The organism is Arthrobacter sp. NEB 688, from assembly GCF_013201035.1.
GTDB lineage: Bacteria > Actinomycetota > Actinomycetes > Actinomycetales > Dermatophilaceae > Phycicoccus.
The window spans coordinates 1,430,505-1,452,651 of the sequence record NZ_CP053707.1; the positions used below are offsets into that span (position 1 = coordinate 1,430,505).

25 protein-coding genes and 1 pseudogene are annotated in these 22,147 nt (G+C 75.2%); 19 read left to right on the forward strand and 7 right to left on the reverse strand.

The genetic code is table 11. The features are described from left to right. Window positions 1-52 precede the first annotated feature (52 nt). The 3 genes from panC to nadC are packed head-to-tail and all read left to right on the forward strand — an operon-like array spanning window position 53 to window position 3,589. On the forward strand, window positions 53-982 hold the full coding sequence (panC, locus tag HL663_RS06800) for a pantoate--beta-alanine ligase (RefSeq protein WP_173027647.1): 930 nt from the start codon (window positions 53-55) through the stop codon (window positions 980-982). After that, entirely contained in the window at window positions 975-2,705 is a 1,731-nt protein-coding gene (locus tag HL663_RS06805) for an L-aspartate oxidase (RefSeq protein ID WP_173027648.1), read from the forward strand. Before panC ends, HL663_RS06805 begins: the two co-directional genes overlap by 8 nt. Continuing rightward, a complete protein-coding gene (gene nadC / locus HL663_RS06810; RefSeq protein WP_173027649.1) occupies window positions 2,702-3,589 on the forward strand; it encodes a carboxylating nicotinate-nucleotide diphosphorylase in 888 nt (295 codons plus the stop codon). Before HL663_RS06805 ends, nadC begins: the two co-directional genes overlap by 4 nt. Window positions 3,590-3,611: 22 nt before the next feature. Here the strand turns inward: nadC and HL663_RS06815 are convergent, their stop codons facing one another. Next, window positions 3,612-3,974, reverse strand: a complete 363-nt coding sequence (locus HL663_RS06815) for a VOC family protein (RefSeq protein WP_173027650.1) — start codon at window positions 3,972-3,974, stop codon at window positions 3,612-3,614. Between the two features lie 50 nt (window positions 3,975-4,024). Here HL663_RS06815 and HL663_RS06820 point away from each other — a divergent pair, with 50 nt between their 5' ends. Together HL663_RS06820 and HL663_RS06825 are read left to right on the forward strand one after the other, a co-directional pair. Continuing rightward, window positions 4,025-4,654: a flavin reductase family protein gene (locus tag HL663_RS06820; RefSeq protein ID WP_173027651.1), complete on the forward strand. Its 630-nt coding sequence runs from the start codon at window positions 4,025-4,027 to the stop codon at window positions 4,652-4,654. Next, window positions 4,654-5,118 carry an NUDIX hydrolase gene (locus HL663_RS06825; protein WP_173027652.1) on the forward strand — a complete coding sequence of 155 codons (465 nt, stop codon included), beginning with the start codon at window positions 4,654-4,656 and terminating at the stop codon, window positions 5,116-5,118. The genes HL663_RS06820 and HL663_RS06825 overlap by 1 nt, the downstream gene beginning before the upstream one ends. Before the next feature lie 81 nt (window positions 5,119-5,199). On the opposite strand, the gene HL663_RS06830 is transcribed toward HL663_RS06825, so the two are convergent. Both HL663_RS06830 and HL663_RS06835 read right to left on the reverse strand, forming a co-directional pair. Continuing rightward, window positions 5,200-5,898, reverse strand: coding sequence for a class I SAM-dependent methyltransferase (locus tag HL663_RS06830; protein WP_173027653.1), 699 nt, complete (start codon window positions 5,896-5,898; stop codon window positions 5,200-5,202). Between the two features lie 155 nt (window positions 5,899-6,053). Next, a pseudogene (locus tag HL663_RS06835) lies at window positions 6,054-6,857 on the reverse strand (DUF3109 family protein); the annotation flags it as partial. Window positions 6,858-6,934: 77 nt separating this feature from the next. On the opposite strand from HL663_RS06835, the gene HL663_RS06840 reads away from it, so the two are divergent. After that, on the forward strand, window positions 6,935-7,861 hold the full coding sequence (locus tag HL663_RS06840; protein WP_173027654.1) for a Ppx/GppA family phosphatase: 927 nt from the start codon (window positions 6,935-6,937) through the stop codon (window positions 7,859-7,861). A 2-nt stretch (window positions 7,862-7,863) separates the two neighbouring features. Next, window positions 7,864-8,691 carry a sugar phosphate isomerase/epimerase family protein gene (locus HL663_RS06845; protein ID WP_173030042.1) on the forward strand — a complete coding sequence of 276 codons (828 nt, stop codon included), beginning with the start codon at window positions 7,864-7,866 and terminating at the stop codon, window positions 8,689-8,691. Between the two features lie 40 nt (window positions 8,692-8,731). Here HL663_RS06845 and HL663_RS06850 read toward each other — a convergent pair whose 3' ends face one another. From HL663_RS06850 to HL663_RS06860, 3 genes are read right to left on the reverse strand one after another with little or no spacing between them, the layout of a single operon-like run. Next, on the reverse strand, window positions 8,732-9,451 hold the full coding sequence (locus HL663_RS06850) for a DUF4232 domain-containing protein (protein WP_173027655.1): 720 nt from the start codon (window positions 9,449-9,451) through the stop codon (window positions 8,732-8,734). A gap of 52 nt (window positions 9,452-9,503) precedes the next feature. Next, window positions 9,504-10,805, reverse strand: a complete 1,302-nt coding sequence (locus HL663_RS06855; protein ID WP_173027656.1) for a sensor histidine kinase — start codon at window positions 10,803-10,805, stop codon at window positions 9,504-9,506. Continuing rightward, complete coding sequence (locus HL663_RS06860) at window positions 10,802-11,536, reverse strand: response regulator (RefSeq protein WP_173027657.1); 735 nt, start codon at window positions 11,534-11,536, stop codon at window positions 10,802-10,804. Before HL663_RS06860 ends, HL663_RS06855 begins: the two co-directional genes overlap by 4 nt. A gap of 81 nt (window positions 11,537-11,617) precedes the next feature. Between HL663_RS06860 and HL663_RS06865 the strand changes: the two genes are divergently transcribed. The 6 genes from HL663_RS06865 to HL663_RS06890 all read left to right on the forward strand — a co-directional run bounded on the left by HL663_RS06865 (window position 11,618) and on the right by HL663_RS06890 (window position 16,318). Continuing rightward, window positions 11,618-12,400 (forward strand): ABC transporter ATP-binding protein, encoded by a 783-nt coding sequence (locus HL663_RS06865; protein ID WP_173027658.1) that lies wholly within the window; start codon window positions 11,618-11,620, stop codon window positions 12,398-12,400. Beyond that, complete coding sequence (locus HL663_RS06870) at window positions 12,397-13,137, forward strand: ABC transporter permease (protein ID WP_173027659.1); 741 nt, start codon at window positions 12,397-12,399, stop codon at window positions 13,135-13,137. Before HL663_RS06865 ends, HL663_RS06870 begins: the two co-directional genes overlap by 4 nt. 253 nt (window positions 13,138-13,390) lie before the next feature. Next, window positions 13,391-14,341, forward strand: a complete 951-nt coding sequence (locus HL663_RS06875; RefSeq protein ID WP_286175989.1) for a proline dehydrogenase family protein — start codon at window positions 13,391-13,393, stop codon at window positions 14,339-14,341. A gap of 43 nt (window positions 14,342-14,384) precedes the next feature. Continuing rightward, window positions 14,385-15,185: a pyrroline-5-carboxylate reductase gene (gene proC, locus HL663_RS06880; RefSeq protein WP_173027661.1), complete on the forward strand. Its 801-nt coding sequence runs from the start codon at window positions 14,385-14,387 to the stop codon at window positions 15,183-15,185. After that, window positions 15,178-15,702, forward strand: coding sequence for a GNAT family N-acetyltransferase (locus HL663_RS06885; RefSeq protein ID WP_173027662.1), 525 nt, complete (start codon window positions 15,178-15,180; stop codon window positions 15,700-15,702). The genes proC and HL663_RS06885 overlap by 8 nt, the downstream gene beginning before the upstream one ends. An 85-nt stretch (window positions 15,703-15,787) precedes the next feature. After that, a complete protein-coding gene (locus HL663_RS06890; protein ID WP_173027663.1) occupies window positions 15,788-16,318 on the forward strand; it encodes a GNAT family N-acetyltransferase in 531 nt (176 codons plus the stop codon). 13 nt (window positions 16,319-16,331) lie between these two features. Here the strand turns inward: HL663_RS06890 and HL663_RS06895 are convergent, their stop codons facing one another. After that, on the reverse strand, window positions 16,332-16,997 hold the full coding sequence (locus tag HL663_RS06895) for a potassium channel family protein (protein ID WP_173027664.1): 666 nt from the start codon (window positions 16,995-16,997) through the stop codon (window positions 16,332-16,334). Between the two features lie 74 nt (window positions 16,998-17,071). On the opposite strand from HL663_RS06895, the gene HL663_RS06900 reads away from it, so the two are divergent. The 6 genes from HL663_RS06900 to HL663_RS06925 all read left to right on the forward strand — a co-directional run bounded on the left by HL663_RS06900 (window position 17,072) and on the right by HL663_RS06925 (window position 22,074). Continuing rightward, the gene (locus tag HL663_RS06900; RefSeq protein ID WP_173027665.1) at window positions 17,072-18,262 is read left to right on the forward strand and encodes an acetoin utilization protein AcuC; all 1,191 of its coding nucleotides are present in this window, start codon (window positions 17,072-17,074) and stop codon (window positions 18,260-18,262) included. Window positions 18,263-18,513: 251 nt separating this feature from the next. Further along, window positions 18,514-18,714 carry a helix-turn-helix domain-containing protein gene (locus tag HL663_RS06905; RefSeq protein ID WP_030526670.1) on the forward strand — a complete coding sequence of 67 codons (201 nt, stop codon included), beginning with the start codon at window positions 18,514-18,516 and terminating at the stop codon, window positions 18,712-18,714. A 155-nt stretch (window positions 18,715-18,869) separates the two neighbouring features. Further along, on the forward strand, window positions 18,870-18,968 hold the full coding sequence (locus HL663_RS06910; protein WP_003792170.1) for a 30S ribosomal protein bS22: 99 nt from the start codon (window positions 18,870-18,872) through the stop codon (window positions 18,966-18,968). A gap of 186 nt (window positions 18,969-19,154) precedes the next feature. After that, a complete protein-coding gene (locus HL663_RS06915; RefSeq protein WP_286175990.1) occupies window positions 19,155-20,186 on the forward strand; it encodes an NAD-dependent epimerase/dehydratase family protein in 1,032 nt (343 codons plus the stop codon). Then, window positions 20,186-21,784, forward strand: a complete 1,599-nt coding sequence (locus HL663_RS06920) for a lysophospholipid acyltransferase family protein (RefSeq protein ID WP_173027667.1) — start codon at window positions 20,186-20,188, stop codon at window positions 21,782-21,784. Before HL663_RS06915 ends, HL663_RS06920 begins: the two co-directional genes overlap by 1 nt. A gap of 5 nt (window positions 21,785-21,789) precedes the next feature. Further along, complete coding sequence (locus HL663_RS06925) at window positions 21,790-22,074, forward strand: glutaredoxin family protein (protein ID WP_173027668.1); 285 nt, start codon at window positions 21,790-21,792, stop codon at window positions 22,072-22,074. Window positions 22,075-22,147: the final 73 nt, after the last annotated feature.

The window sequence follows — 22,147 nt, forward strand, 5'->3', positions numbered from 1 at the left end:
GCCGGGACCTCCCGGCGGGCCCGTCGCGGCTCGGGTGCGCAAGGATGCGGGCATGACGTCGCAGTCGACCGACCCCCGTGCCGTCCCGACGGTGGCGATGACCCGCGAGGAGCTCAAGGCCGCCCGCGAGGCCCTCCCCAGCCGGGACGTGGCCGTCGTCATGACGATGGGGGCCCTCCACGAGGGGCACGCCCAGCTCATCCGCGCCGCCCGGCAGCGTCACGACCACGTCGTCGTGACGATCTTCCTCAACCCGCTCCAGTTCGGGCCCAAGGAGGACCTCTCGCGCTACCCGCGCACCTTCGACGACGACATGGCCATCTGCACCGCGGCCGGCGTCGACGTCGTCTTCGCCCCGACGCCGGACGTCGTCTACCCCGACGGCGACCCGGGCGTGCGCATCTCGGCCGGTCCGCTCGGCGAGCTGCTCGAGGGGGCCTCCCGCGCGGGGCACTTCGACGGCGTCCTCACGGTCGTCGGCAAGCTGCTGCACCTGACGGCCGCCCGCAGCGCGTACTTCGGCCAGAAGGACGCCCAGCAGCTGCTCCTCATCCGGCGGATGGTCCGCGACCTCGACGTGCCGGTCGACGTCGTGTCGGTCCCGACCGTGCGCGAGGCCGACGGGCTCGCGATGAGCAGCCGCAACACCTACCTCACCGACTCCGACCGCGAGGTCGCGCTCTGCCTCAGCCGTGCGCTGCGGGCCGGCGGGGCCGCCGCGCCGTTCGGGCCCTCGGCGGTGCGCCGCGCCGCCCGCGAGGTGCTCGTCGAGGAGCCGCTCGCCCTCGTCGACTACCTCGTGCTCGTCCACCCGCAGACGCTCGCCGACGTCCCCGAGTGGTACCGCGGCGAGGCGCTGCTCGCGGTCGCCGCGCGCATCGGCACGACCCGCCTCATCGACAACACCCCGCTCCTCGTCGGGCCGGGGGGCGGCGCCCTCGACGTCTTCTCGGACGTCTCCCACGCCCGCGCCGATGTCTGAGGGCGGGCCCGAGGCGCCGGAGGGCGCCGTCCTGCCGGGGTCGCCCCTGCTGCCGCGCCGCCTCGCCGCGCCCGCGCCGGGGTGGACGGTCGAGGCCGACGTCGTCGTGGTCGGCTCGGGCATCGCCGGGCTGACCTGCGCCCTGCGCCTGCGCGAGCGGGTCGAGCGGGTGCTGCTCGTGACCAAGACCGTCCTGTCGGCGGGCTCGACCGCCTGGGCCCAGGGCGGCATCGCCGCGGCCCTGCACCCCGAGGACACCCCCGACGAGCACCTCGACGACACCCTCGTCGCGGGTGTCGGGCTCTGCGACGTCGAGGCCGTCCGGGCGCTGGTCACCGAGGGGCCGGACCGCGTCCGCGAGCTCGTCGCGCTCGGCGCCGAGTTCGACCGCGACGCCGGCGGAGACATCAAGCTGACCCGTGAGGGCGGGCACCACCGCGACCGGATCGCGCACGCCGGCGGCGACGCCACCGGGGCCGAGATCTCGCGGGCGCTCATCGCCGCGCTGCGGGCGGTCGTGGCCGACCCCGGCATCGAGGTCGTCGAGCACGCGCTCGTCGTCGACCTGCTGACCGACGCCGACGGCGCGGTGGGCGGCGTCACGCTCCACGTCATCGGCGAGGGCCAGGTCGACGGCGTCGGCGCCGCGCGCGCCCGGGCCGTCGTGCTCGCCACCGGTGGCCTCGGCCAGATCTACACCTCGACGACCAACCCGCCGGTCGCGACCGGCGACGGGATGGCGGCCGCCCTGCGCGCCGGCGCCCGCGTCACCGACCTCGAGTTCGTCCAGTTCCACCCGACGGTCCTCTTCCTCGGGGAGGGCTCGACCGGGCAGCAGCCGCTCATCTCGGAGGCCGTGCGCGGCGAGGGCGCCTTCCTCGTCGACGACCGCGGCGAGCGCTTCATGCTCGGGCGGCACGAGCAGGCCGACCTCGCCCCGCGCGACGTCGTGGCGCGCGGCATCCTCGACGTCATGGGCGAGCGCGGGCTGGCGCACGTCTGGCTCGACGCCCGCCACCTGGGGGGCGAGTTCCTCGAGCGGCGCTTCCCGTCCATCGTCGCGCGCTGCCGCGAGCTGGGGTTCGACCCCGCCACCGACCTCCTGCCGGTCGCGCCCGCGCAGCACTACGCCTCCGGTGGGGTCGAGACCGACCTGCACGGGCGCACCTCCCTCGAGGGGCTCTACGCGTGCGGGGAGGCGTCGTGCACCGGTGTGCACGGGGCGAACCGGCTGGCGTCGAACTCGCTGCTCGAGGGCCTCGTCTTCGCGCACCGCATCGCCGACGACGTCACGCAGCGCCTGGGGTCCGGCGACCTGCCGTGGCGCGAGGTGCTGGCCGACGACGGCGCGGCCGCCGACCTGCTCGACTCGTCGCAGCGGATCACGGTGCAGCGCAGCATGACCCGTGGATGCGGCCCGCTCCGCAGCGAGGAGTCCACGGCCTCGACGCTGCGGGCGCTCGAGGAGCTGGCCACCGCGCCGGCCGGCGACGCCGAGCCGGGGCCGCGCACCTGGGAGACGACCAACCTCCTGCACCTGGGCCAGGCGCTCGCGCTCCTCGCGCACCGCCGCGAGGAGACGCGCGGCGGCCACGTGCGCACCGACTTCCCGCGCCGCGACGACGAGCGCTGGCTCGTCCACCAGTCCGTCGTCCGGGCCGGCGACGGTCGGCTCGACGTCGCCGAGCGGCCCGCCCTCGACCCCCTCGGAGGACCCCTGTGAGCGACCTCGGCTTCCCCCTCGACGACGCCCGGCTCGTCGTCGAGCGCGCCCTCGACGAGGACCTCGGCACGTCGGGCACCGGTGGGCGGGACGTCACCACGCTGGCGACCATCCCCGAGGCGCAGCGGTCCGTCGCGCACGTCGTGGCGCGCGCCCACGGCGTCCTGGCCGGCGGGCCGGTCGTCGCCCTCGTGGTGTCGGCGGTGTCCCGACGGCTCGGCACCGGCGCGGTCGACGTCGAGGTGCACGTCGCGGACGGCGCGCGGATCACCCGCGGCCACCACCTCGCGACGCTGCGCGGCTCGACCCGCACGACGCTCGTCGCCGAGCGGACCGTGCTCAACGTCCTCTCGCGCACCTCCGGGATCGCGACGCACACGCGACGGTGGGCCGACGCCCTCGAGGGGACGGGCGCCACCGTCCTCGACACCCGCAAGACGACGCCGGGGATGCGCGCGCTCGAGAAGTACGCGGTGCGCTGCGGCGGCGGCACCAACAAGCGGATGGGCCTGTACGACGTCGCGATGATCAAGGACAACCACAAGCTCGCCGCCGGCGGCCTGACCCAGGCGTACGAGGCGGTGCGGCGGGCCTACCCCGACGTCGACGTGCAGGTCGAGGTGACGACGACGGAGGAGGCGCTGGAGTCGGTCGCCGTGGGGGCGCGGTTCCTGCTGTGCGACAACATGACTCCCGCGCTGCTGCGTCGCACCGTCGAGGCCGTGCGAGCCACCGGCGAGCACGTCGAGCTCGAGGCGACGGGAGGCCTCACGCTCGAGGTCGTCCGCGAGTACGCCGAGACGGGGGTCGACTTCCTGTCGGTCGGGGGCCTGACGCACTCGTCACCGATCGTCGACATCGCGCTCGACCTCGACGACGCCTGACGGCTCAGGCGAGGTCAGGCGCTCAGGCGCTCGGCCACTCGCGGACCACGACGCAGACCGTCGTGGCATCCAGCAGCGCGAACTCGCGCGCGCCCCACGGGCGTTCGCGCGGAGAGGGCAGGTTGGGGTGCAGCAGGTCCGGGCGGCGGGACGACACGTCGGCGAACACGGCGTCCAGGTCGTCGGTCTCGAGGCCGAGCTCGGGGCGCTCGGAGTGCGCCGCCGCCTCGGCGTTCTCGGCCAGCTGGATCTTCGCGCCGTCGCGCTCCAGCACGACGAAGCCGCCGTCGCGGTGCACGACCTCCATCCCGAGGCCGTCGACGAAGAGGTCGAGCCCGACCGAGACGTCCTCGTAGAAGACGGTGGTGACGACGCGGGTCAGCATCCACCCAGTCTGCTGCCGGGCGCCGCGGGGCGGAAGCCTAGGCTCGGGGGATGCGCCACGAGCTCGCCGTCCAGCACGGCCCCGAGGACGACCGGATGCGGGCCGGCGCCGCGTACCGGCTGATGACCTCCGCCGTCGTCCCCCGCCCCATCGCCTGGGTGAGCAGCCGGTCGGCCGACGGGGTCGACAACCTCGCGCCGCACTCGTTCTTCACCGTCGTGAGCACCGACCCCGCGATGCTCGCCTTCACGTCGGTCGGCCGCAAGGACACGCTGCGCAACATCGAGGCCACCGGCGAGTTCGTCGTCAACGTCGCGCCCGGGCCGCTGTTCGAGGTCGTCAACGCGACGAGCGCCGACTACCCGCCGGAGGTCGGCGAGTTCGACGCCGAGGGGGTCGCGCGCGAGCCCTCGCTGACCGTCGACCCGCCGCGCGTCGCGGGGTCGCCGGTCGTCTTCGAGTGCCGGCTGCACGAGGTGCGCCCGACCGGCAACTGCTTCGTCGTCGTCGGGCTCGTCCTGCACGCCGCGGTGGATGCCTCGGTCGCTGCGAGCGAGGACATGGTGCGCCGCCCGCACGTCGACATCGGTGCGCTGCAGCCGTGGTCGCGCCTCGGCGCCGACGAGTGGGGGCTGCTCGGCGAGATCCGCGAGATCGAGCGGCCGAGGTACGACGGCTGATGGCGACGCCGGACTTCATCCTGTCGCTGCGGCGCTCGGTCGGCCACGAGCTGCTGTGGCTGCCCGGGATCACGGCCGTGGTGCTCGACGAGGGCCGCGTGCTGCTCGTCCGCCGCGCGGACACGGGGGAGTGGACGCCGGTCACCGGCATCTGCGACCCGGGGGAGCATCCCGCGGTCACCGCCGTCCGGGAGTGCCTGGAGGAGACCGGGGTCGACTGCGAGGTCGAGCTCCTCGCGTGGGTCGACGTCACGCCGGTCATCGAGTACCCCAACGGCGACCGCTCGCAGTACGTCGACCACACCTTCCGCTGCCGCTACCTCGGCGGCGAGGCGCACGTCGCGGACGACGAGTCGTCGCAGGTCGCGTGGTTCCCGCTGGACGCGCTGCCGCCGATGGCCGCCGACCACCGCGAGCGCATCCGCACCGCCGTCTCCCACGAGGGCCCCACCCGCCTCACCTGACCCTCCCTCTTCCGCGAACGTGTGTGAACTCGCCGGAGAACACCGGCGTGTTCACACACGTTCGCGGGAAAGAGGGGAGAGTCAGGCGTGGCGCCAGCGGAGGGCGACGGCGTAGTCGACAGTCAGCCCCTCGTGCTCGGCGAGGACGGCGTCGGCCGGCCCCGGCGGCAGCTCGATGCGCACGACGGCCTCGAGGTCCTCGCGCCGCTCGAAGCGCCAGTCGATGGTCAGCCGCTCGGTCGTGAAACCCTGCCGGTCCCAGAAGCGCTGGACGGCGACGGGGTCGTAGGCCGGGTAGGCGCGCGAGAACCATCCGCCGAAGGTCGAGCGCGTCGCGTCGTTGTCGACGAGGCAGGCGACGCCACCCGGCCGCAGCACGCGCTCGACCTCGGCCAGGCCCGGCTCGCACCCGGCGCCGAAGAAGTACGCCCAGCGGGCGTGGACGACGTCGACGGACGCGTCGGGCAGCGGCAGCGCCTCCGCGCTCGCGGCCACGACCCGCGCCCGGGACCCCCTGGCGCGCAGGCGGTTCGCGGCGCGCCGGACCAGCGGCAGGTGCGGCTCGACCCCGAGCACGGTCGCGCCGCGCTCGGCGAACCGGGGCAGGTGGAACCCGGTGCCGCAGCCGACGTCGACGAGGGTCGCCCCGCGCAGCGGGTGCAGCCCGTCGAGGGCACCGTCGATGACGCCGGCCCGGTCGGAGGCGAGGTTCTCGAGCTCGTAGACCTCCGGGGTGTCCCAGATGTTCGGGCTGCGGAGGGCCCCCGAGGACCCGCTCACCCCCGGCTGCGTCCCCGGGGCGCGCGCCGGGCCGGGCGCGCGGCGACGGGGTGCGCCGGCTCGTTCGCGCCGTCCGGGCCGTCCACGTCGTCGCCCGGCAGCGCGTTCGTGCCGCGCCGCCGCTTGACCCGCTCGCGCCGCCCGCCGATCGTCCCGGCCTCGGCCGTCGCGGGGTGGACGAGCAGCGGGATGAGCTTGCGGGCGCCGGCGGACTGCGCGTGGCGGACGACGGCGAGATGGGCCTCGCAGCGCACGACGAGCTCGTCGTAGCCGGCCTGCCCCATGAGGGCGACGAGCTCGGCGTGGTTGCTGCGGTAGACGGGCTCCCGGCCGACGTGCGCCTCGGGGTTGGAGGAGCAGTACCAGTCGAGGTCGTGTCCGCCGGGGCCCCAGCCGCGCCGGGTGTACTCGGCGATGGTCACCTCGAGGTACGAGGTGTCGTCGGGCTCCTCGACGGTCCGGTACGAGCGGCGGATGGGCAGCTGCCAGCAGACGTCGGGCTTGACCTCGTGCGGCGGCTTGCCGGTGAGCACGGCGTGCTGGTGCAGGGCGCAGCCGGCGCCGGCGGGGAAGCCCGGCCGGTTGAGGAAGATGCACGCGCCGTCGACGACCCTGGTCTTCCGGTCGCCCTCGTCGTCGACCTCGGTCCACGCCGAGCGCCGGGCCGGGCTCTTGTCGCCGCGCTTGCCGTGGCCGGGGTGGTGCTGCCACTCGTCCTCGCCGAGCTCGGCGACGACGGCGCGCACGCGCTCGAGGTCGTCGTCGTCGGTGAAGTGGGCCCCGAGGGTGCAGCACCCGTCGTCCGGCCGGTCGGCGTAGATGCCCCGGCAGCCGGAGCCGAAGATGCAGCTCCAGCTCGAGGTCAGCCACGTGAGGTCGACCCGGAAGCGCTGACCGGGGTCGGCGGGGTCGGTGAACTCGGCCCACGTGCGCGGGATGTCGAGGGTCGCTTCGGGCACGCGCCCACCCTATGCACGGGCGGTGGTCGCCGGGGCGCGGTGGGGCCGCGCCACCCCGCAGCGGATACCTTGTGCCCATGCGCCTCGGGGTCGTCGACGTCGGTTCGAACACCGTCCACCTCCTCGTCGTCGACGCGCACCCCGGGGCCCAGCCCCTGCCGGCGAGCAAGCACAAGATCGACCTGCGCCTGTCCGAGCACGTCACCGACGAGGGCCTCATCGCCGACGACGGCCGTGACGCGCTCGCCGACTTCGTCGCGGAGTGCCTCGCCGTCGCCGAGGACCAGGGCGTCGAGGACCTGCGCGGCTTCGTCACGAGCGCGGTCCGCGAGGCCCCCAACGGCACCGAGGTGCTGGCCCACGTCGCCGAGCGCACGGGCGTGCGGCTCGACGTGCTCACCGGCGAGGAGGAGGCCCGGCTGACCTTCCTCGCGGTGCGCCGCTGGTTCGGCTGGTCGGCGGGCACGCTGCTCGTCGCCGACATCGGCGGAGGGTCGCTCGAGCTCGCCATGGGGATGGACGAGGAGCCCGACGTCGCGATCTCGGTGCCCCTCGGCGCCGGCCGGGTCACCCGCGACCTCCTGCCCGGCGACCCGCCCTCGCCCGACGACCTGCGCGAGGCCCGCCGCCGGGTGCGCGCCACCATCGCCGCCGAGCTGCGGCCGCTGGCCAAGGCCGGGACCCCCGACCTCGCCGTCGGCACGAGCAAGTCGATGCGCTCCCTCGCCCGCATCTGCGGCGCCGCCCCGAGCTCCGAGGGGATGTACGCCCGCCGGATGCTCCCGCGCGAGACGCTGCTCGAGGTGCTCCCGCGGATCGCGTCGATGACGGCGCGCGAGCGGGCCGAGCTGCCGGGTGTCTCGGCGTCGCGCTCGCGGCAGGTGCTCGCGGCCGCGATCGTCGCCGACGCGACGATGGACCTGCTCGGCCTCGAGGCCCTCGAGATCTGCCCCTGGGCGCTGCGCGAGGGCATCCTCCTGCGCCACCTCGACCGGATGCCGTGAGCGTGGCCGGCCCGCGCACCCGCGCCCGGCGCCGACCGGCGACGCCCCGGGTCGCGCTCTCGACGTCGTCGGTCTACCCGCTCGGGTGCGCCGCGGCGTTCGCCACGGCGGCCCGGCTCGGGTACGACGGGGTCGAGGTCATGGTCTGGACCGACCCGCTGACCCGCGAGCCCGGCGCCCTGCGGCGGCTCGCGGAGCACTTCGGCGTGCCGGTCGTCTCGGTGCACGCGCCGACGCTGCTCGTCACGCAGCGGGTGTGGGGGACCGACCCCTGGGAGAAGGTCGACCGCTCCCTCGCGATGGCGGCCGAGCTCGGCGCCGACACGGTCGTGCTCCATCCGCCCTTCCGGTGGCAGCGCGAGTACGCCCGGGGCTTCGCCGACGGGGTGGCGGCGCGCGACGACGGCTCGGGCCCCCGGCTCGCGGTGGAGAACATGTACCCGTGGAAGGCCGGCGTCCGCTCCCGCGAGGTGGAGGCCTACCTGCCGGACTGGGACCCGGTGGGCCAGCCGTACGAGCACGTGACGCTCGACCTGTCGCACACCGCGACCGCCGGCTCGGACGCCCTGGCGATGGTGCGCGACCTCGGCCCGCGCCTCACCCACCTGCACCTCGCCGACGGCTCCGGCGCGCCGCGGGACGAGCACCTCGTGCCCGGCCGCGGGACCCAGCCGTGCGGCCCGGTCCTCGAGGCGCTCGCGACGGACGGCTTCACGGGCCACGTCGTCGTCGAGGTGTCGACCCGGCGGGCGTCCGAGGAGCAGCGCGACCTCGACCTCGCCGAGTCGCTGGCCTTCGCCCGGCTGCACCTCGCCCCGGTCCCCTCCTGAGCGGAGGGTCCGGGGCGGCGCCGTGCGCGTGAGGGTCGGGTCAGCCGGAGGTGCCGACCGACGAGACGACGAGCTGCGGGCTGCTGCCGGTCGAGCCCTGGCAGGCCTGCACGGACTGCCGGACGAAGGCGGCCTCGGTCGAGCCGGGCGGGTAGACCCGGAAGCCGTCGGCGGTCGTCGGGGCGCAGCTGCGCTGCGGGTAGCTGCCCGCGTTCGCCACCTGGAGGAGGGAGGTCGTCGAGCGGCCGGGGGCGAGCGTGACCGTGCGGGCCGAGCCGGTGCGCTCGGCGGCCGCGCCCAGCTGCGTCCCGTCGCCCTTGCCGACGAACGAGACACCGGGGAAGCCGTCGAGGACGCAGCTGCGGGAGCCGGTGTTGCGGAACGCGACCAGCAGGTAGGTGCTGCCGGCGGCCGCGCCGCCGGACGGCTCACGGACGCCGACGTCGAGGTTCGCGACGGTGCAGCGCCCCACCCGTCCGGCGGCCGAGGTCGAGGAGGTCGACGCGGCCGAGGAGCCGGTCGTCGACGGCGTGCTCGGGGAGGAGCCGCCACCCGTCGACGGGGAGGGGGACGCGTCGGACCCTGTCGACGAGGGGGCGGGCGAGGCCGACGGGTCGGGGTTGCTCGTGGTGCTCGACCCGCCCGACAGGCCGGCCGTGGCGCTGCCGGAGGACTCGAGGCCGTTGCCGCAGGCGGTGAGGCCGAGAGCGGCGACCAGGGCGGTCGCCGCGAGGACGGGACGGAGGCGTCGTGTGTTCATGCCGACGACGCTAGGACGGCGAGGTCTCCGCGGCGCCCCGCCCCGGTCACCGTCACGCACCGGTCCGCTCACGGTCCGGTGACCCGGCCGTGACCTCGTCGTGAGGTGCGGCCGCCGGCTGCTCCGGGAGCACGAGGCGCGCCCGCGCCCCACCACCGGGCGGGTTGTCGAGCTCGAGGCGGCCACCGAGCACGCGGGCCTGGCCGGTCGCGATGACGAGCCCGAGCCCGTGCCCGTCGTGGTCGGTCCGGCCGTGCCGCAGCCGTTGCGGCCCGTCGCGCAGCATCGAGGGCTCGAAGCCCGGTCCGTGGTCACGCACCTCGACGACCCGCCCGTCCTGGACGACCTCCACCGGGGCGGCCCCGTGCCGCAGGGCGTTGCGCACGAGGTTGCTCACGACCCGGTCGACCCGGCGGGGGTCGGTGACCACCCGGGCCGTGCCGTCCGTCCGGACGCTGACGGCGCCTTCCGGCAGCTCGCCGGACGCGACGCCGCGGCGGACGACCCGGTGCACGACCTCGCCGAGGTCGACCTGCTCGGCCAGGGCCTCCTCCCGGCCCCCGTCGAGCCGGGCGACCTCGAGCAGCTCCTCGACGAGCGCGGCGAGCGCGCGGGCGCGGTCGCGGACGAGGTCGGCCGCGCGCGAGGGCTCGAGCAGCTCGGCGGCGGTGAGCAGCCCGGTGACCGGGGTCCGCAGGTCGTGGGCGACGTCGGCGGTGAAGCGCTGCTCGGCGCGCACCCGGTCGGCCAGCCGTGCGGCCATCGCGTCGACGGCGTCGGCCAGCGCCCCGACCTCGTCGTGGCGCTCCCCGACGACGCGGCGCAGCGACGCGGGGTCGCCGCCCGAGGCCACGCCCCGCGCGGTGTCGGCGGCGCGGCGCAGGCGCCGGGCCAGGCGCCCCGCGGTCACCCACCCGACGAGCCCCGCGACAAGCACGACGACCACCCCGGCGAGCAGCAACGCGCGGTCGACCTGCGCGACGGTGCCGTCGGCGGGGACGAACCGGGTCCGCGTCGAGAGGACGACGTCGCCGGCGCGGCCCGCCGCCCAGACGGTGCGCACCGAGCCGCCGGTGACGAGCGTGGCGCGCGCCCCGTCGGTGCGCACGGCGTCGCGGAGCGCGGCCGGGACCGAGGGGTCGTCGACGCGCGCGTCGAAGGCCAGCAGCCCGGTGGCCGCCCGCACGTCGAGGGCGGCGGCCATCCGGTCGGCGGCGGAGGCCCGGGCGGTGTCGACCTGCTCGCGCAGCACGAGGAGGTGGACGGCGACGCCGAGCGCGGCGACGGCGGCGAGGGCGACGAGGATGACGGCCGTCGCGATCCGGCCGCGCAGGCCGCGCGACCGCCGGCTCACCGGACCAGCCGGTAGCCGAAGCCGCGGACGGTCTCGACCCGGTCGGCGCCGACCTTCGCGCGCAGCCGCTGGACGTGGACGTTGACGACGTGGTCGTCGTCCTCGGCGTCGCCGTAGCCCCAGACCCGCTCGAGCAGCGCCCGGCGCGACAGCACGCGGCCGGGCTCGTCGGCCAGCTCGAGGAAGAGGCGCATCTCGGTCGGGGTGAGGCGCAGCACCTCCTCGCCCCGCCGCAGCTGCACGGCCCGGCGGTCGAGGACGAGGTCGCCGAAGGTCTCGAGGCCGGTGCCGGTGCCGGCCTCGGGGGAGGGGTCGGTGGGGGCCTGCGGCCGCTCGCCGCCGGCGCGGCGCAGGGCGGTGCGCAGCCGGGCGCGCAGCACCTGCACGTCGAACGGCTTGGTCACGTAGTCGTCCGCGCCGGCCTCGAGCCCGCCGACGACATCGAGGCTGTCGGTGCGCGCCGAGACGAGGACCACCGGCACCTGGTCGCTCTCCCGGATGCGCCTCGTCAGGCTCGCGCCGTCGAGGCCGGGGAGCATGACGTCCGAGACGACGAGGTCGAACGGCGGTGCGGCGCAGCGCCATGCGTCCCAGGCCTCCAGGCCGTCGGTGTGCCAGACGACGTCGTAGCCGTCGCGCTCGAGGTGGGCGGCCGTGGCCTCCCCGATGACGGCGTCGTCCTCGACGAGGAGGACCCGACGCCGTCCGGTCGCGGTGGTGCTCTCGCTCACGCCGCCACAGTAGGCGCGTCCCGTGGCGGAACGTGCCCACGGTGCTCGACAGCGGGCCCGCGCGGTGCCATCGTCGGTGACATGGCCGACGCCGCGATCGTGGTCGAGGACCTCCGGGTGGTCCGGGGCGGGCGCGAGGTGCTGCCCGGGCTCTCGATGACGGTGCCGCGCGGCGAGATCGTCGGGCTGCTCGGGCCGAGCGGCGGCGGCAAGTCCACCCTGATGCGCGCGGTCGTCGGCGTCCAGGTCGTCGCCGGCGGCACCGTGACGGTGCTCGGCGAGCCCGCCGGTTCGCCCGCCCTGCGCCGGCGGGTCGGCTACCTCACCCAGGCCCCGAGCGTCTACGGCGACCTCACGGTGCGCGAGAACGTCCGCTACTTCGCCCGGGTGCTCGGCGTCGGCCGGGAGGCCGCCGACCGGGCCGTCGCGGCGGTCGACCTCACCGACCGCGCCGACGCGCGCGCCGGCTCGCTCTCCGGTGGGCAGCTGTCGCGGGCCGGCCTCGCGTGCACCCTCGTCGGCGACCCCGAGGTCCTCGTCCTCGACGAGCCGACGGTCGGCCTCGACCCGGTGCTGCGCCGCGACCTGTGGGCAATCTTCCGACGGCTGGCCGCCGACGGGCGCACCCTCCTCGTCTCGAGCCACGTGATGGACGAGGCCGTGCGCTGCGACCGGCTCGTGCTCCTGCGGGCCGGCCGCGTCCTCAGCGACTCGACCCTGCCCGGGCTGCTCGAGCGGACCGGCACGACCGACGCGGAGTCGGCCTTCCTCGCGCTCGTCGACGCCGCCGACGGGCCCGCCGCCGACCCGGGCGGCCCTGCGCCCGAGGCGTACCGGGGCCGGCACACGGGGGAGGCGTCGTGAACGCGCGCATCACGCTCGCGACGGCGGCGCGCATCCTGCGGCAGCTGCGCGGCGACCACCGGACCGTCGCGCTCATGCTCGTCGTCCCGTGCGTCCTCCTCGGCCTGCTGGCGTGGGTCTACGCCGACGCCCCGGTCGACGTCTTCGGCTCCATCGGGCCCGCGCTGCTCGGCGTCTTCCCGCTCGTCGTCATGTTCATCGTCACGAGCATCGCCACGCTGCGCGAGCGGACGACCGGCACCCTCGAACGGCTGCTGACGACGCCCCTCGGCAAGGGTGACCTCATGCTCGGCTACGCGCTGGCCTTCGGCGTGATGGCGCTCGTGCAGGCCCTCGTCGCCAGCGCGTTCGCCATCTGGGTGTGCGGGCTCGACGTCGCCGGGCCGGTGTGGCTGCTCGTCGTCGTCGCGGTCGTCGACGCCGTGCTCGGGACCGCGCTCGGCCTGCTCGCGAGTGGGTTCGCGCGCACCGAGTTCCAGGCCGTGCAGTTCATGCCGGCGTTCGTGCTGCCGCAGTTCCTGCTCTGCGGGCTCATCGTGCCGCGCGACCGGATGCCCGGGGTGCTCGAGGCGATCTCGGACGTCCTGCCCCTGTCGTACGCCGTCGACGCGATGAAGGACGTCACGACGCGCGCCGACCCGCTCGGCGAGGTGCTCCCGAGCCTCGGCGTCATGCTCGCGTGGATCGCCGTCGCGCTCGTGCTCGGCAGCCTGACGCTCCGCCGCCGCACGCCCTGACCCGCCGGCGGGCGTGCACAAATCGTCGCTTTCGACGATGTGTGCACGGGCCGGGGGTGCTGGTTCGTCGGGGACGTGCACCATTCGACACTTTCGACGATTTGTGCACGGTCGGGGGGTGCTGGTTCGTCGGGAGCGTGCATCAATCGACGCTTTCGACGATTTGTGCACGGTCGGGCGGGGCGGGGACCCGGCCGGGACCCGCTCGCACCCGTGGTCCGGTGCGGCCGCTCGCGCGGCTAGCCTGCTCGTCGTGGACGCCTCCGACCTGCTCCGTGGAGCCCTGCTCCAGATCTCCGGCTCCGACGCGGTGCGCACCGCCGTGACGAAGGCGCCGGTCAGCCGGGCCGTCGTCCAGCGCTACGTCGCGGGCGACCTCGTCCCCGAGGCCGTCGCGGTCACCGGCGAGCTGCGCGCGACCAACCGCCTCGCGACCATCGACTACCTCGGCGAGGACGTCACCGACCGCGCCCAGGCCGAGCGCACCCGCGACACCTACCTCGCGCTGCTCGACGCGCTCGCCGAGGCCGACCTCGCGCGCTTCGGGGCCGCCGAGGTGAGCGTCAAGCTGAGCGCCGTCGGGCAGGCCATCCCCGGCGACGGCGACGCGATCGCCCTCGAGAACGCCCGCGCCATCTGCGCGGCGGCCGAGCGGGCCGGCACGACCGTGACCCTCGACATGGAGGACCACACGACGACCGACCGCACCCTCGAGGCCGTCCGGGCGCTGCGCGCGGACTTCCCGTGGGTCGGCGCCGTGCTCCAGGCCTACCTGCACCGCACCGAGGCCGACTGCCGCGACCTCGCGGGCCCGGGCAGCCGGGTGCGCCTGTGCAAGGGCGCCTACAAGGAGCCCGCCTCCGTGGCCTACCAGGACGGCGGCGAGGTCGACCTCTCCTACGTCCGCTGCCTCAAGGTCCTCATGGCGGGCGAGGGCTACCCGATGGTGGCCAGCCACGACCCGCGCCTCGTCGAGATCGCCGAGGCCCTCGCCTCGCACCACGGCCGCACCCCCGACTCCTACGAGTTCCAGATGCTCCTCGGCGTCCGCTCGACCGAGCAGAAGCGGATCGCCGACCGCGGCCACCAGATGCGCGTCTACCTGCCCTTCGGCGAGGACTGGTACGGCTACCTCGTGCGCCGGCTCGCCGAGCGGCCGGCCAACCTCCGCTTCTTCCTGCGCTCGCTCGCCGGCAGCAGCTGAAACGTCCGCGCCCCGCGCGGGTGCGGACGGCATACTCGGCGCCATGGCCACGACTGCGATCTTCGGTGCCGGCGTCATGGGCGAGACGCTCCTCTCGGGGCTGCTGCGCGCGGGGCGACCGGCCGACTCCCTCGTCATCACGGAGCGCCGCGCCGACCGCGCCGCCGAGCTGACCGAGCGCTACGGGGTGCGCGTCCTCGAGAACGCGGAGGCCGCCGCCGCCGCGAGCACGCTCGTCCTCGTCGTCAAGCCGCAGGACATGGGGGCGCTGCTCGAGGAGATCGCGCCGCACGTCGAGGCCGGTGACCTCGTCGTCAGCCTCGCCGCCGGCATCACGACCGCGTTCGTGGAGTCCCGTCTGCCGGAGGGCCGTTCGGTCGTCCGGGTGATGCCCAACACGCCCGCGCTCGTCGACCAGGGGATGGCGGCCGTCTCGGCCGGGGCGCACTGCGGGCCCGAGCACCTCACCGAGGCGCAGTCGCTGCTCGCGGCCACCGGCAAGGTGGTCGAGGTCCCCGAGAAGCTCCAGGACGCCGTCACGGCCATCTCCGGCAGCGGCCCCGCGTACATCTTCTACGTCGTCGAGGCGATGATCGAGGCCGGCGTCGTCCTCGGGATGCCGCGCTCCACGGCCACCGAGCTCGTCGTCCAGACCCTCTACGGCGCCGCGACGATGATCAAGGAGACCGGCCAGCACCCGACCGTCCTGCGCGAGCAGGTGACCTCGCCCGGCGGCACGACCGCGGCCGCGCTGCGGGTCATGGACGACCACAAGGTGCGGGCCGCGTTCATCAGCGCCATGGAGGCCGCGGCCACCCGCAGCCGCGAGCTGGCCGGTGGCTGAGGCGGGCCCGGGCCTGCACCCCGGCGTCCGGGTCGAGCCGGTCACCGACGCGACGTGGCGCGCCTATCGCGACGTGCGCCAGGCGGCCCTCATCGACAGCCCCCGCGCGTTCTGGACGACCTGGGCGCAGAGCGCGGCGCGCACCGACGACGACTGGCGCGCCCTCGTCGCCACCGGCCCCGCCCTCTGGCTCGCGTGGGACCTCGACCGCCCGGTCGGCACGGTCGGGCTCGTCCACGGTGACGACCAGGCCGACGACGAGGTGTACCTCGTCGGGATGTGGGTGACCGGCGGGGCCCGGGGGAGCGGCGCGGCCGGACGGCTCGTCGACGCCGCGCTCGACCGGGCCCGCGCCGACGGCCGGCGTCGCGTGGTCCTCGACGTCGCCCGCGAGAACTCCCGCGCGCTGCGCTTCTACCTCCGCCGCGGGTTCGCGCTCACCGGCGAGACCGGGACGATGCCGTGGGACCCCACGTGCGTCGAGGAGCGGATGGTGCTCGACCTCGAGCCCTCCTGAGGGGCTCGCCGGGGCCGGCCCACGCCATCTCGTGTTCACCTCCCCGGTTGCCGCACACCGTGGGTGTCGTGGGAGAGTGGCCGACATGAGCGACATCACGGTCCGCGCGCTGGGCGCCGAGGAGTGGGAGCACTACCGCTCGATGCGTCTCACCGCCCTGCGCGAGTCGCCCGAGGCGTTCGTCGCCTCCCACGCCGACGAGGAGTCCGAACCCGAGGACTTCTGGCGCGCCCGCATGGAGCGCTCGACCCGCCTGCTCGCCGAGCGCGACGGCGAGGCCCTGGGCATCGCCAGCGTCGGCGAGGTCGACGAGGACCGCCCCGACCACGCGCAGCTCTTCGGCCTGTTCGTCACGCCGGCGGCGCGCGGCACCGGGGTCGCCGCCGCCCTCGTGCGCGCCGCCTCCCGTGTCGCCGCCGAGAAGGGGCGCACCCAGCTCCTCTACTGGGTCGGCACCGACAACGGCCGCGCGGTCGCCTTCGCGAGCAGCTTCGGCTTCCGCCCCACCGAGAACCGCCGCCCGATGCGCGTCGTCTCCGAGGACGACGGCGAGGAGGAGGTCGCGATGACCCTCGCCCTCGCCGGTGACCGCGGCGGCATCCCCACCGCGATCTGAGCCCTCCCGCCGGCTACGGCCGGGCGGCGAGCCGCTCGATGAGCGTCGTCGGCCCGCTGACGATGAGGGTGTCGTGCGCCGACACCTTCGTCGTGGGCACGGCGTAGGTGAAGTCCTCGCCGGGCGCCTTGACGCCGACGACCGTCACGCCGTACTTGCTGCGGACCTGGCTCTGCTCGAGCGTGAAGCCGATGGTCTCGGTCGGCGGGCGCATCTTGACGATGGCGAACCCGTCGTCGAACTCGATGTAGTCCTGCATCCGGCCCCCGACGAGGTGCGCGACCCGGCGGCCGGTGTCGGCCTCGGGGCGGACGATGTGGTGCACCCCGATCCGGTCGAGGATGCGGGCGTGCTCCGGCGAGAGCGCCTTGGCCCAGATGGCCGGCACCTGCGCGTCGACGAGGTTGGCGGCGGCCAGCACCGACGCCTCGACCGAGGAGCCGATGGCGACGACGGCGATCTGGAAGCGCCCGGCCTTCGCGTCGCGGATGACCCCGGCGTCGCTCGCGTCGCCGTGGACGACCTGCGAGATGCGGCCGAGGAACTTCTCGGCGAGGAAGCCGTCCTTCTCGATGGCGGTGACCTTGTGGCCCAGGCGTCGCAGCTCGAGCGCCGCGGCGGCGCCGAAGCGGCCGAGGCCGATGACGAGGACCTCGTCGTCGCGGGCGTTCTTGCCCATGGGTGGCGTCCTCCCGGTGGTGGGTCCGTGCGGTCCCAGCCTGCCACGGACGGGCCACCGAGTAGCGTGCAGCCATGGCCCCACGGACGAGCGTCATCTGGGATGACGTGTTCACCGCCTACGACTTCGGTCCGGGCCACCCGATGGGTCCCGTGCGGCTCGACCTCACGACGCGGCTCGCCCGCTCGCTCGGCGTGCTCGACCACGTCGACGTCGTGAGCCCCGGTGTCGCCGACGACGACCTGCTCGCGACGGTGCACGACCCCGCGTACGTCGAGGCGGTCAAGGTCGCCTCGGCCGACCCGAGCCGCGCCGACGTCCACCGCGGCCTCGGCACCGACGACGACCCCGCCTTCCGGGGGATGCACGAGGCGTCGGCACGGATCGTCCAGGGCACGGTCGAGGTCTGCCGGCGCGTCTGGGAGGGCGAGGCCGAGCACGGCGTCAACTACTGCGGCGGCCTGCACCACGCGATGCGCACGCACGCCAGCGGCTTCTGCATCTACAACGACATCGCGGTCGGCATCCAGTGGCTGCTCGACCACGGCGCCGAGCGGGTCGCGTACGTCGACATCGACGTGCACCACGGCGACGGGGTCGAGCGCGCCTTCTGGAACGACCCGCGCGTGCTGACGATCTCGCTCCACGAGAGCGGCCAGCACCTCTTCCCCGGCACCGGCTGGCCGGCCGACGTCGGCGGGCCGGACGCGCGCGGCACGGTCGCCAACGTCGCCCTGCCGCCCGGCACCGGCGACGCGTCGTGGCTGCGGGCGATGGACTCGGTCGTGCCCCACCTCGTGCGCGCCTTCGCGCCCGACGTCCTCGTGACGCAGCACGGCTGCGACACCCACCTCGAGGACCCGCTGGCGCACCTCGCCATCACCGTCGACGCCCAGCGCCGCGCCCACGACGAGCTGCACACGCTCGCCCACGAGGTCTGCGGCGGGAAGTGGGTCGCGCTCGGCGGCGGCGGGTACGAGCTCGTCGACGTCGTGCCGCGCTCGTGGACCCACCTGACGGCCATCGCGGCCCACCGGCCGGTCGACGTCCGGACCGCCGTGCCGCAGGAGTGGCTCGACCACGTCGAGTCGCTGCTCGGCCGGCCGGGCCCGCGCCGGATGGGCGACCTGCCGGCGGACCGGCTCCCGATCTGGGTGCAGCCGTGGGGGATGGGCCACAACCCCGACAACCCGCTCGACCGCGCGGTGTTCGCCACCCGGCAGGCGGTCTTCCCGCTGCACGGCCTCGACCCCTGGTTCGACTGACCCGATCGAGCTCCCGGGACTCCTCCGGGACGCCGCCCGGCGGTGGCCGACCACCCGAGGCAGGGGTTCGGCCGATCGGCCCGACACGCCGAAATTCCGGTGGCGCAGACGGCGTGTCGACTGGACATCGTCCACGAGTGCGCTCGTTCCCCTTCACAGTGGTCACAACTGCCCCTATGGTTGCGACAGCACGCCGCAGGGAGCTTGCCGGGCTGGTCCGGCACTGCGACGGGCAGAAGATCGAGGTCCAGATGTCCACGGAGCGTCAGCTCGGCGAGGTGCGCTTCCTCACCGTCGCCGAGGTCGCCACGATCATGCGCGTCTCGAAGATGACGGTCTACCGCATGGTCCACGCCGGTGAGCTGCCGGCGATCCGCGTCGGTCGCTCCTTCCGCGTGCCGGAGGACGAGGTGCACGCCTACCTGCGCAGCTCGTTCGTCGACACCGCGTGACCCGGTCCCACCGACCGACGAGGGGTGCTCCGCCACGGCGGGGCGCCCCTCGCGCATGATCCCGTCCACCAGGTCCGGCACCCGCGGTTTGGGGCCGGTGGGGGCCCGCCGGTAGGGTGGGCCGCCGTACCCCCGTACCACCGTGAGGAACACCCATGGGCTCTGTCATCAAGAAGCGGCGCAAGCGGATGGCGAAGAAGAAGCACCGCAAGCTGCTGCGCAAGACGCGTCACCAGCGTCGCAACAAGAAGTGACCACGCGTCACCTCTGAGCGTCGAGGGTCCCCGGCCGATGCCGGGGACCTTTGTCGTCCCCCGGGGCGGTCGGCGGCCGTCCGGGGACCACGGACCGGCGGCCCCCTGTGGGCGCCCGCCCGGCCCCGGTAGTGTCGGACCCGTCGGACCGACGTGGGAGGAGCAGCGGTGGCGAAGGTGGTGCTGGTGACCGGGGTGTCCCGGTACCTCGGGGGGCTGCTCGCCCGCCGCGTCGCCGCCGAGCCCGGGGTCGACCACGTCGTCGGCGTCGACGTCATCCCGCCGCCGCACCCCGTGCCCGGGGTCGAGTTCGTGCGCGCCGACATCCGCAACCCGATGATCTCCCGCGTCATCGAGTCCTCGGGCGTCGACACCGTCGTGCACATGAACGTCATCGCGACGCCGACCTTCGTCGGGGGCCGGACCCCGCAGAAGGAGATCAACGTCATCGGCACGATGCAGCTGCTCGCGGCGTGCCAGAAGTCCTCGACGGTGCAGCGCCTCGTCGTCAAGTCCTCCGCGGCGGTCTACGGCTCGACGCCGCGCGACCCCGCCCTCTTCACCGAGGACATGGACGCCCGCCGCACCCCGAGCAGCGGCTTCGGCAAGGACTCCATCGAGGTCGAGGGGTACGTGCGCGGCTTCGCCCGCCGCCGCCCCGACGTCGACATCCTCATGCTCCGCTTCGCCAACGTCATCGGCCCGCGCATCCGCACCTCGATCACCGACTACTTCTCGATGCCCGCCGTCCCGGTGCCGCTCGGCTACGACGCCCGGATGCAGTTCGTCCACGAGGAGGACGCCATCGACGCCCTCGTCCTCGGCGGCACCGGGCAGGCCACGGGTGTCGTCAACGTCGCCGGCGACGGTGTCGTCACCGTCCTCCAGGCGGTCGCGATGTCCGGCCGGCCCGCGGTCCCGTTGCCGCTCAACAGCGCTGCGTTCGTCGGCGGCGTGACCCGCAGGCTCGGGCTCGCCGACTTCTCGCCCGACCAGATGTCCTTCCTCGCCTACGGCCGCGGCCTCGACACGACGCGGATGCGCACCCGGCTCGGTTTCGAGCCCCGCTTCACGACCCGTGAGGCGTTCGAGGCCTTCGCCGCGACCCTCGGGGCGAACGGCCCCGGGCTCGGCTCCGTCGTCGACGCCGTGAGCGGTGTCGCCGGGGCCGCCAGCCAGTCGGTCCTCAAGGCCCTCGGCGCCGGGAGCGTGCGCTGATGGCCGCGCGCCCGGGAGCCCTCGCGGCCGGTGCCGCGCGCGCCGGCGGCGAGCGCGCCCGCCGCCGCTCGACCCCCCTCATCGGGGCCGCGCCGGTGACGGCGGCGCCCGCGACCACGCCGGCCGCTCCGGCGACGAAGAAGGCCGCGACGCAGAAGGCCGCGCCCGCGAAGAGGGCGACGGCGACGAAGGCCGCGGCGAACAAGAACGCGCCCGCGAAGAGGGCGACGGCGAAGAAGGCCGCCCCCGCGGTGAAGCAGGCGGCGAAGGCGGTGCCGGCGAAGAGGACCGCGCCGGTGACCAAGGCCGCCCCGGCCACGAAGGCTGCGGCGCAGGCCGCCCCGGCGGCGCCCGCGGTCCGCAAGCACCGCCCGGCCCCGAAGGTCACCTCCGCCCCGTCCCCGCGCGCGACGACCCAGGCGGGGGAGCGCACCGGCACCCGGCGCCTGACCCCGCGCGAGAAGGCCCGGCGCGACGCCGCCGCCCGCCGCCCGCACCTGCGGGTCGCCGACCCCGCCGCACCCACCGCCTCCGCCACACCCCCCGCACGCACCCGGCGGCGCGCCGCCGACCCCGCGCCGGCCGCCCCGGCCACCACGCCCCCGGCCGCCCCGCCGCTGGCCGCCGTGCCGCCGCTCGACCCCACCTCGGCCGCGGCGCCGGGGCGCACCGGCCTGCCGGTCCCCGACGTCGCCGACCTCCTCGACGCCCTCGTCGTCGGCCTGCGCGTCGCGGCCGAGGCCGCCGGCATCGCCCCCGAGGACGTCGAGCGCCGCGTCGCCCAGGTCCTCGCCTACCTGCGCCGCCGGGTCGAGGGCGACTACGAGGTCGACGACTTCGGCTACGACGAGCACTTCACCGAGAACGTCTTCTACCCGATGCTCCGCCCGCTCTACCGGCACTGGTTCCGGGTCGAGGTGCGCGGCATCGAGAACATCCCGGCCGAGGGCGGCGCGCTCGTCGTCTCGAACCACTCGGGCACGGTCGCGCTCGACTCGCTCATGGTGCAGCTGGCCATCCACGACGAGCACCCGGCGCACCGCACGATGCGCGCGCTCGGCGCGGACCTCGTCTTCCGCACGCCCTTCGTCGGGACCACCGCGCGCCGCTCCGGCTCGACCCTCGCCGCGAGCGAGGACGCCGCCCGGCTCTTCGGCCGCGGGGAGCTCGTCGGCGTCTTCCCCGAGGGGTTCAAGGGCACCGGCAAGCCGTTCAGCGAGCGCTACAAGCTCCAGCGCTTCGGCCGGGGCGGCTTCGTGTCGGCCGCGCTCGCCGCCGGCGTGCCGATCGTCCCGTGCTCGGTCGTCGGCGCCGAGGAGACCTTCCCGATCATCGGCAACATGGGCAGCCTCGCGCGCCTGCTCGGCCTGCCGTACGCGCCGGTGACGCCGACCTTCCCGTGGCTCGGCCCGCTCGGGATGATCCCGCTGCCGAGCAAGTGGATCATCGAGTTCGGCGCCCCCATCGACACCTCGGGGCACGACGAGGGCGCCGCCGACGACCCGATGCTCGTGTTCGACCTCACCGACCAGGTGCGCGAGACCATCCAGCAGACCCTCTACACGCTGCTCATGCAGCGTCGCTCGGTCTTCTTCTGAGCGCCGTGAGCACCCCCGAGCCCCGTGTCACCCTCGTCACGCGCGAGGACTGCCACCTGTGCACGACCGCCCGCGAGACCGTGGCGCGGGTGTGCGCCGACCTCGGGGTCGGCTGGCGCGAGCTCGACGTCGACGGGGACGCCGACCTGCTCGAACGCTGGTCCGAGGAGGTGCCCGTCACCCTCGTCGACGGGCGCCAGCACGACTTCTGGCGGGTCGACGAGACCCGCCTGCGCGCGGCCCTCGCGACCCCGCCCCGCGGGGAAGCATCCGGCCCGACCGGACGTTGAGCGCACTAGCACATCGTCGTCGTGAGGCACGTCACCGGGGTCCCGCGCAACTTTGTGCCTCCCTTCACAAAGT

Coding starts and splice junctions, on each gene's coding strand:
- panC (WP_173027647.1), top strand. CDS start 53: ATGACGTCGCAGTCGACCGACCCCCGTGCCGTCCCGACGGTGGCGATG.
- HL663_RS06805 (WP_173027648.1), top strand. CDS start 975: ATGTCTGAGGGCGGGCCCGAGGCGCCGGAGGGCGCCGTCCTGCCGGGG.
- HL663_RS06815 (WP_173027650.1), bottom strand. CDS start 3,974: ATGCTGACCCGCGTCGTCACCACCGTCTTCTACGAGGACGTCTCGGTC.
- HL663_RS06820 (WP_173027651.1), top strand. CDS start 4,025: ATGCGCCACGAGCTCGCCGTCCAGCACGGCCCCGAGGACGACCGGATG.
- HL663_RS06825 (WP_173027652.1), top strand. CDS start 4,654: ATGGCGACGCCGGACTTCATCCTGTCGCTGCGGCGCTCGGTCGGCCAC.
- HL663_RS06840 (WP_173027654.1), top strand. CDS start 6,935: ATGCGCCTCGGGGTCGTCGACGTCGGTTCGAACACCGTCCACCTCCTC.
- HL663_RS06850 (WP_173027655.1), bottom strand. CDS start 9,451: ATGAACACACGACGCCTCCGTCCCGTCCTCGCGGCGACCGCCCTGGTC.
- HL663_RS06865 (WP_173027658.1), top strand. CDS start 11,618: ATGGCCGACGCCGCGATCGTGGTCGAGGACCTCCGGGTGGTCCGGGGC.
- proC (WP_173027661.1), top strand. CDS start 14,385: ATGGCCACGACTGCGATCTTCGGTGCCGGCGTCATGGGCGAGACGCTC.
- HL663_RS06890 (WP_173027663.1), top strand. CDS start 15,788: ATGAGCGACATCACGGTCCGCGCGCTGGGCGCCGAGGAGTGGGAGCAC.
- HL663_RS06895 (WP_173027664.1), bottom strand. CDS start 16,997: ATGGGCAAGAACGCCCGCGACGACGAGGTCCTCGTCATCGGCCTCGGC.
- HL663_RS06900 (WP_173027665.1), top strand. CDS start 17,072: ATGGCCCCACGGACGAGCGTCATCTGGGATGACGTGTTCACCGCCTAC.
- HL663_RS06905 (WP_030526670.1), top strand. CDS start 18,514: ATGTCCACGGAGCGTCAGCTCGGCGAGGTGCGCTTCCTCACCGTCGCC.
- HL663_RS06910 (WP_003792170.1), top strand. CDS start 18,870: ATGGGCTCTGTCATCAAGAAGCGGCGCAAGCGGATGGCGAAGAAGAAG.
- HL663_RS06920 (WP_173027667.1), top strand. CDS start 20,186: ATGGCCGCGCGCCCGGGAGCCCTCGCGGCCGGTGCCGCGCGCGCCGGC.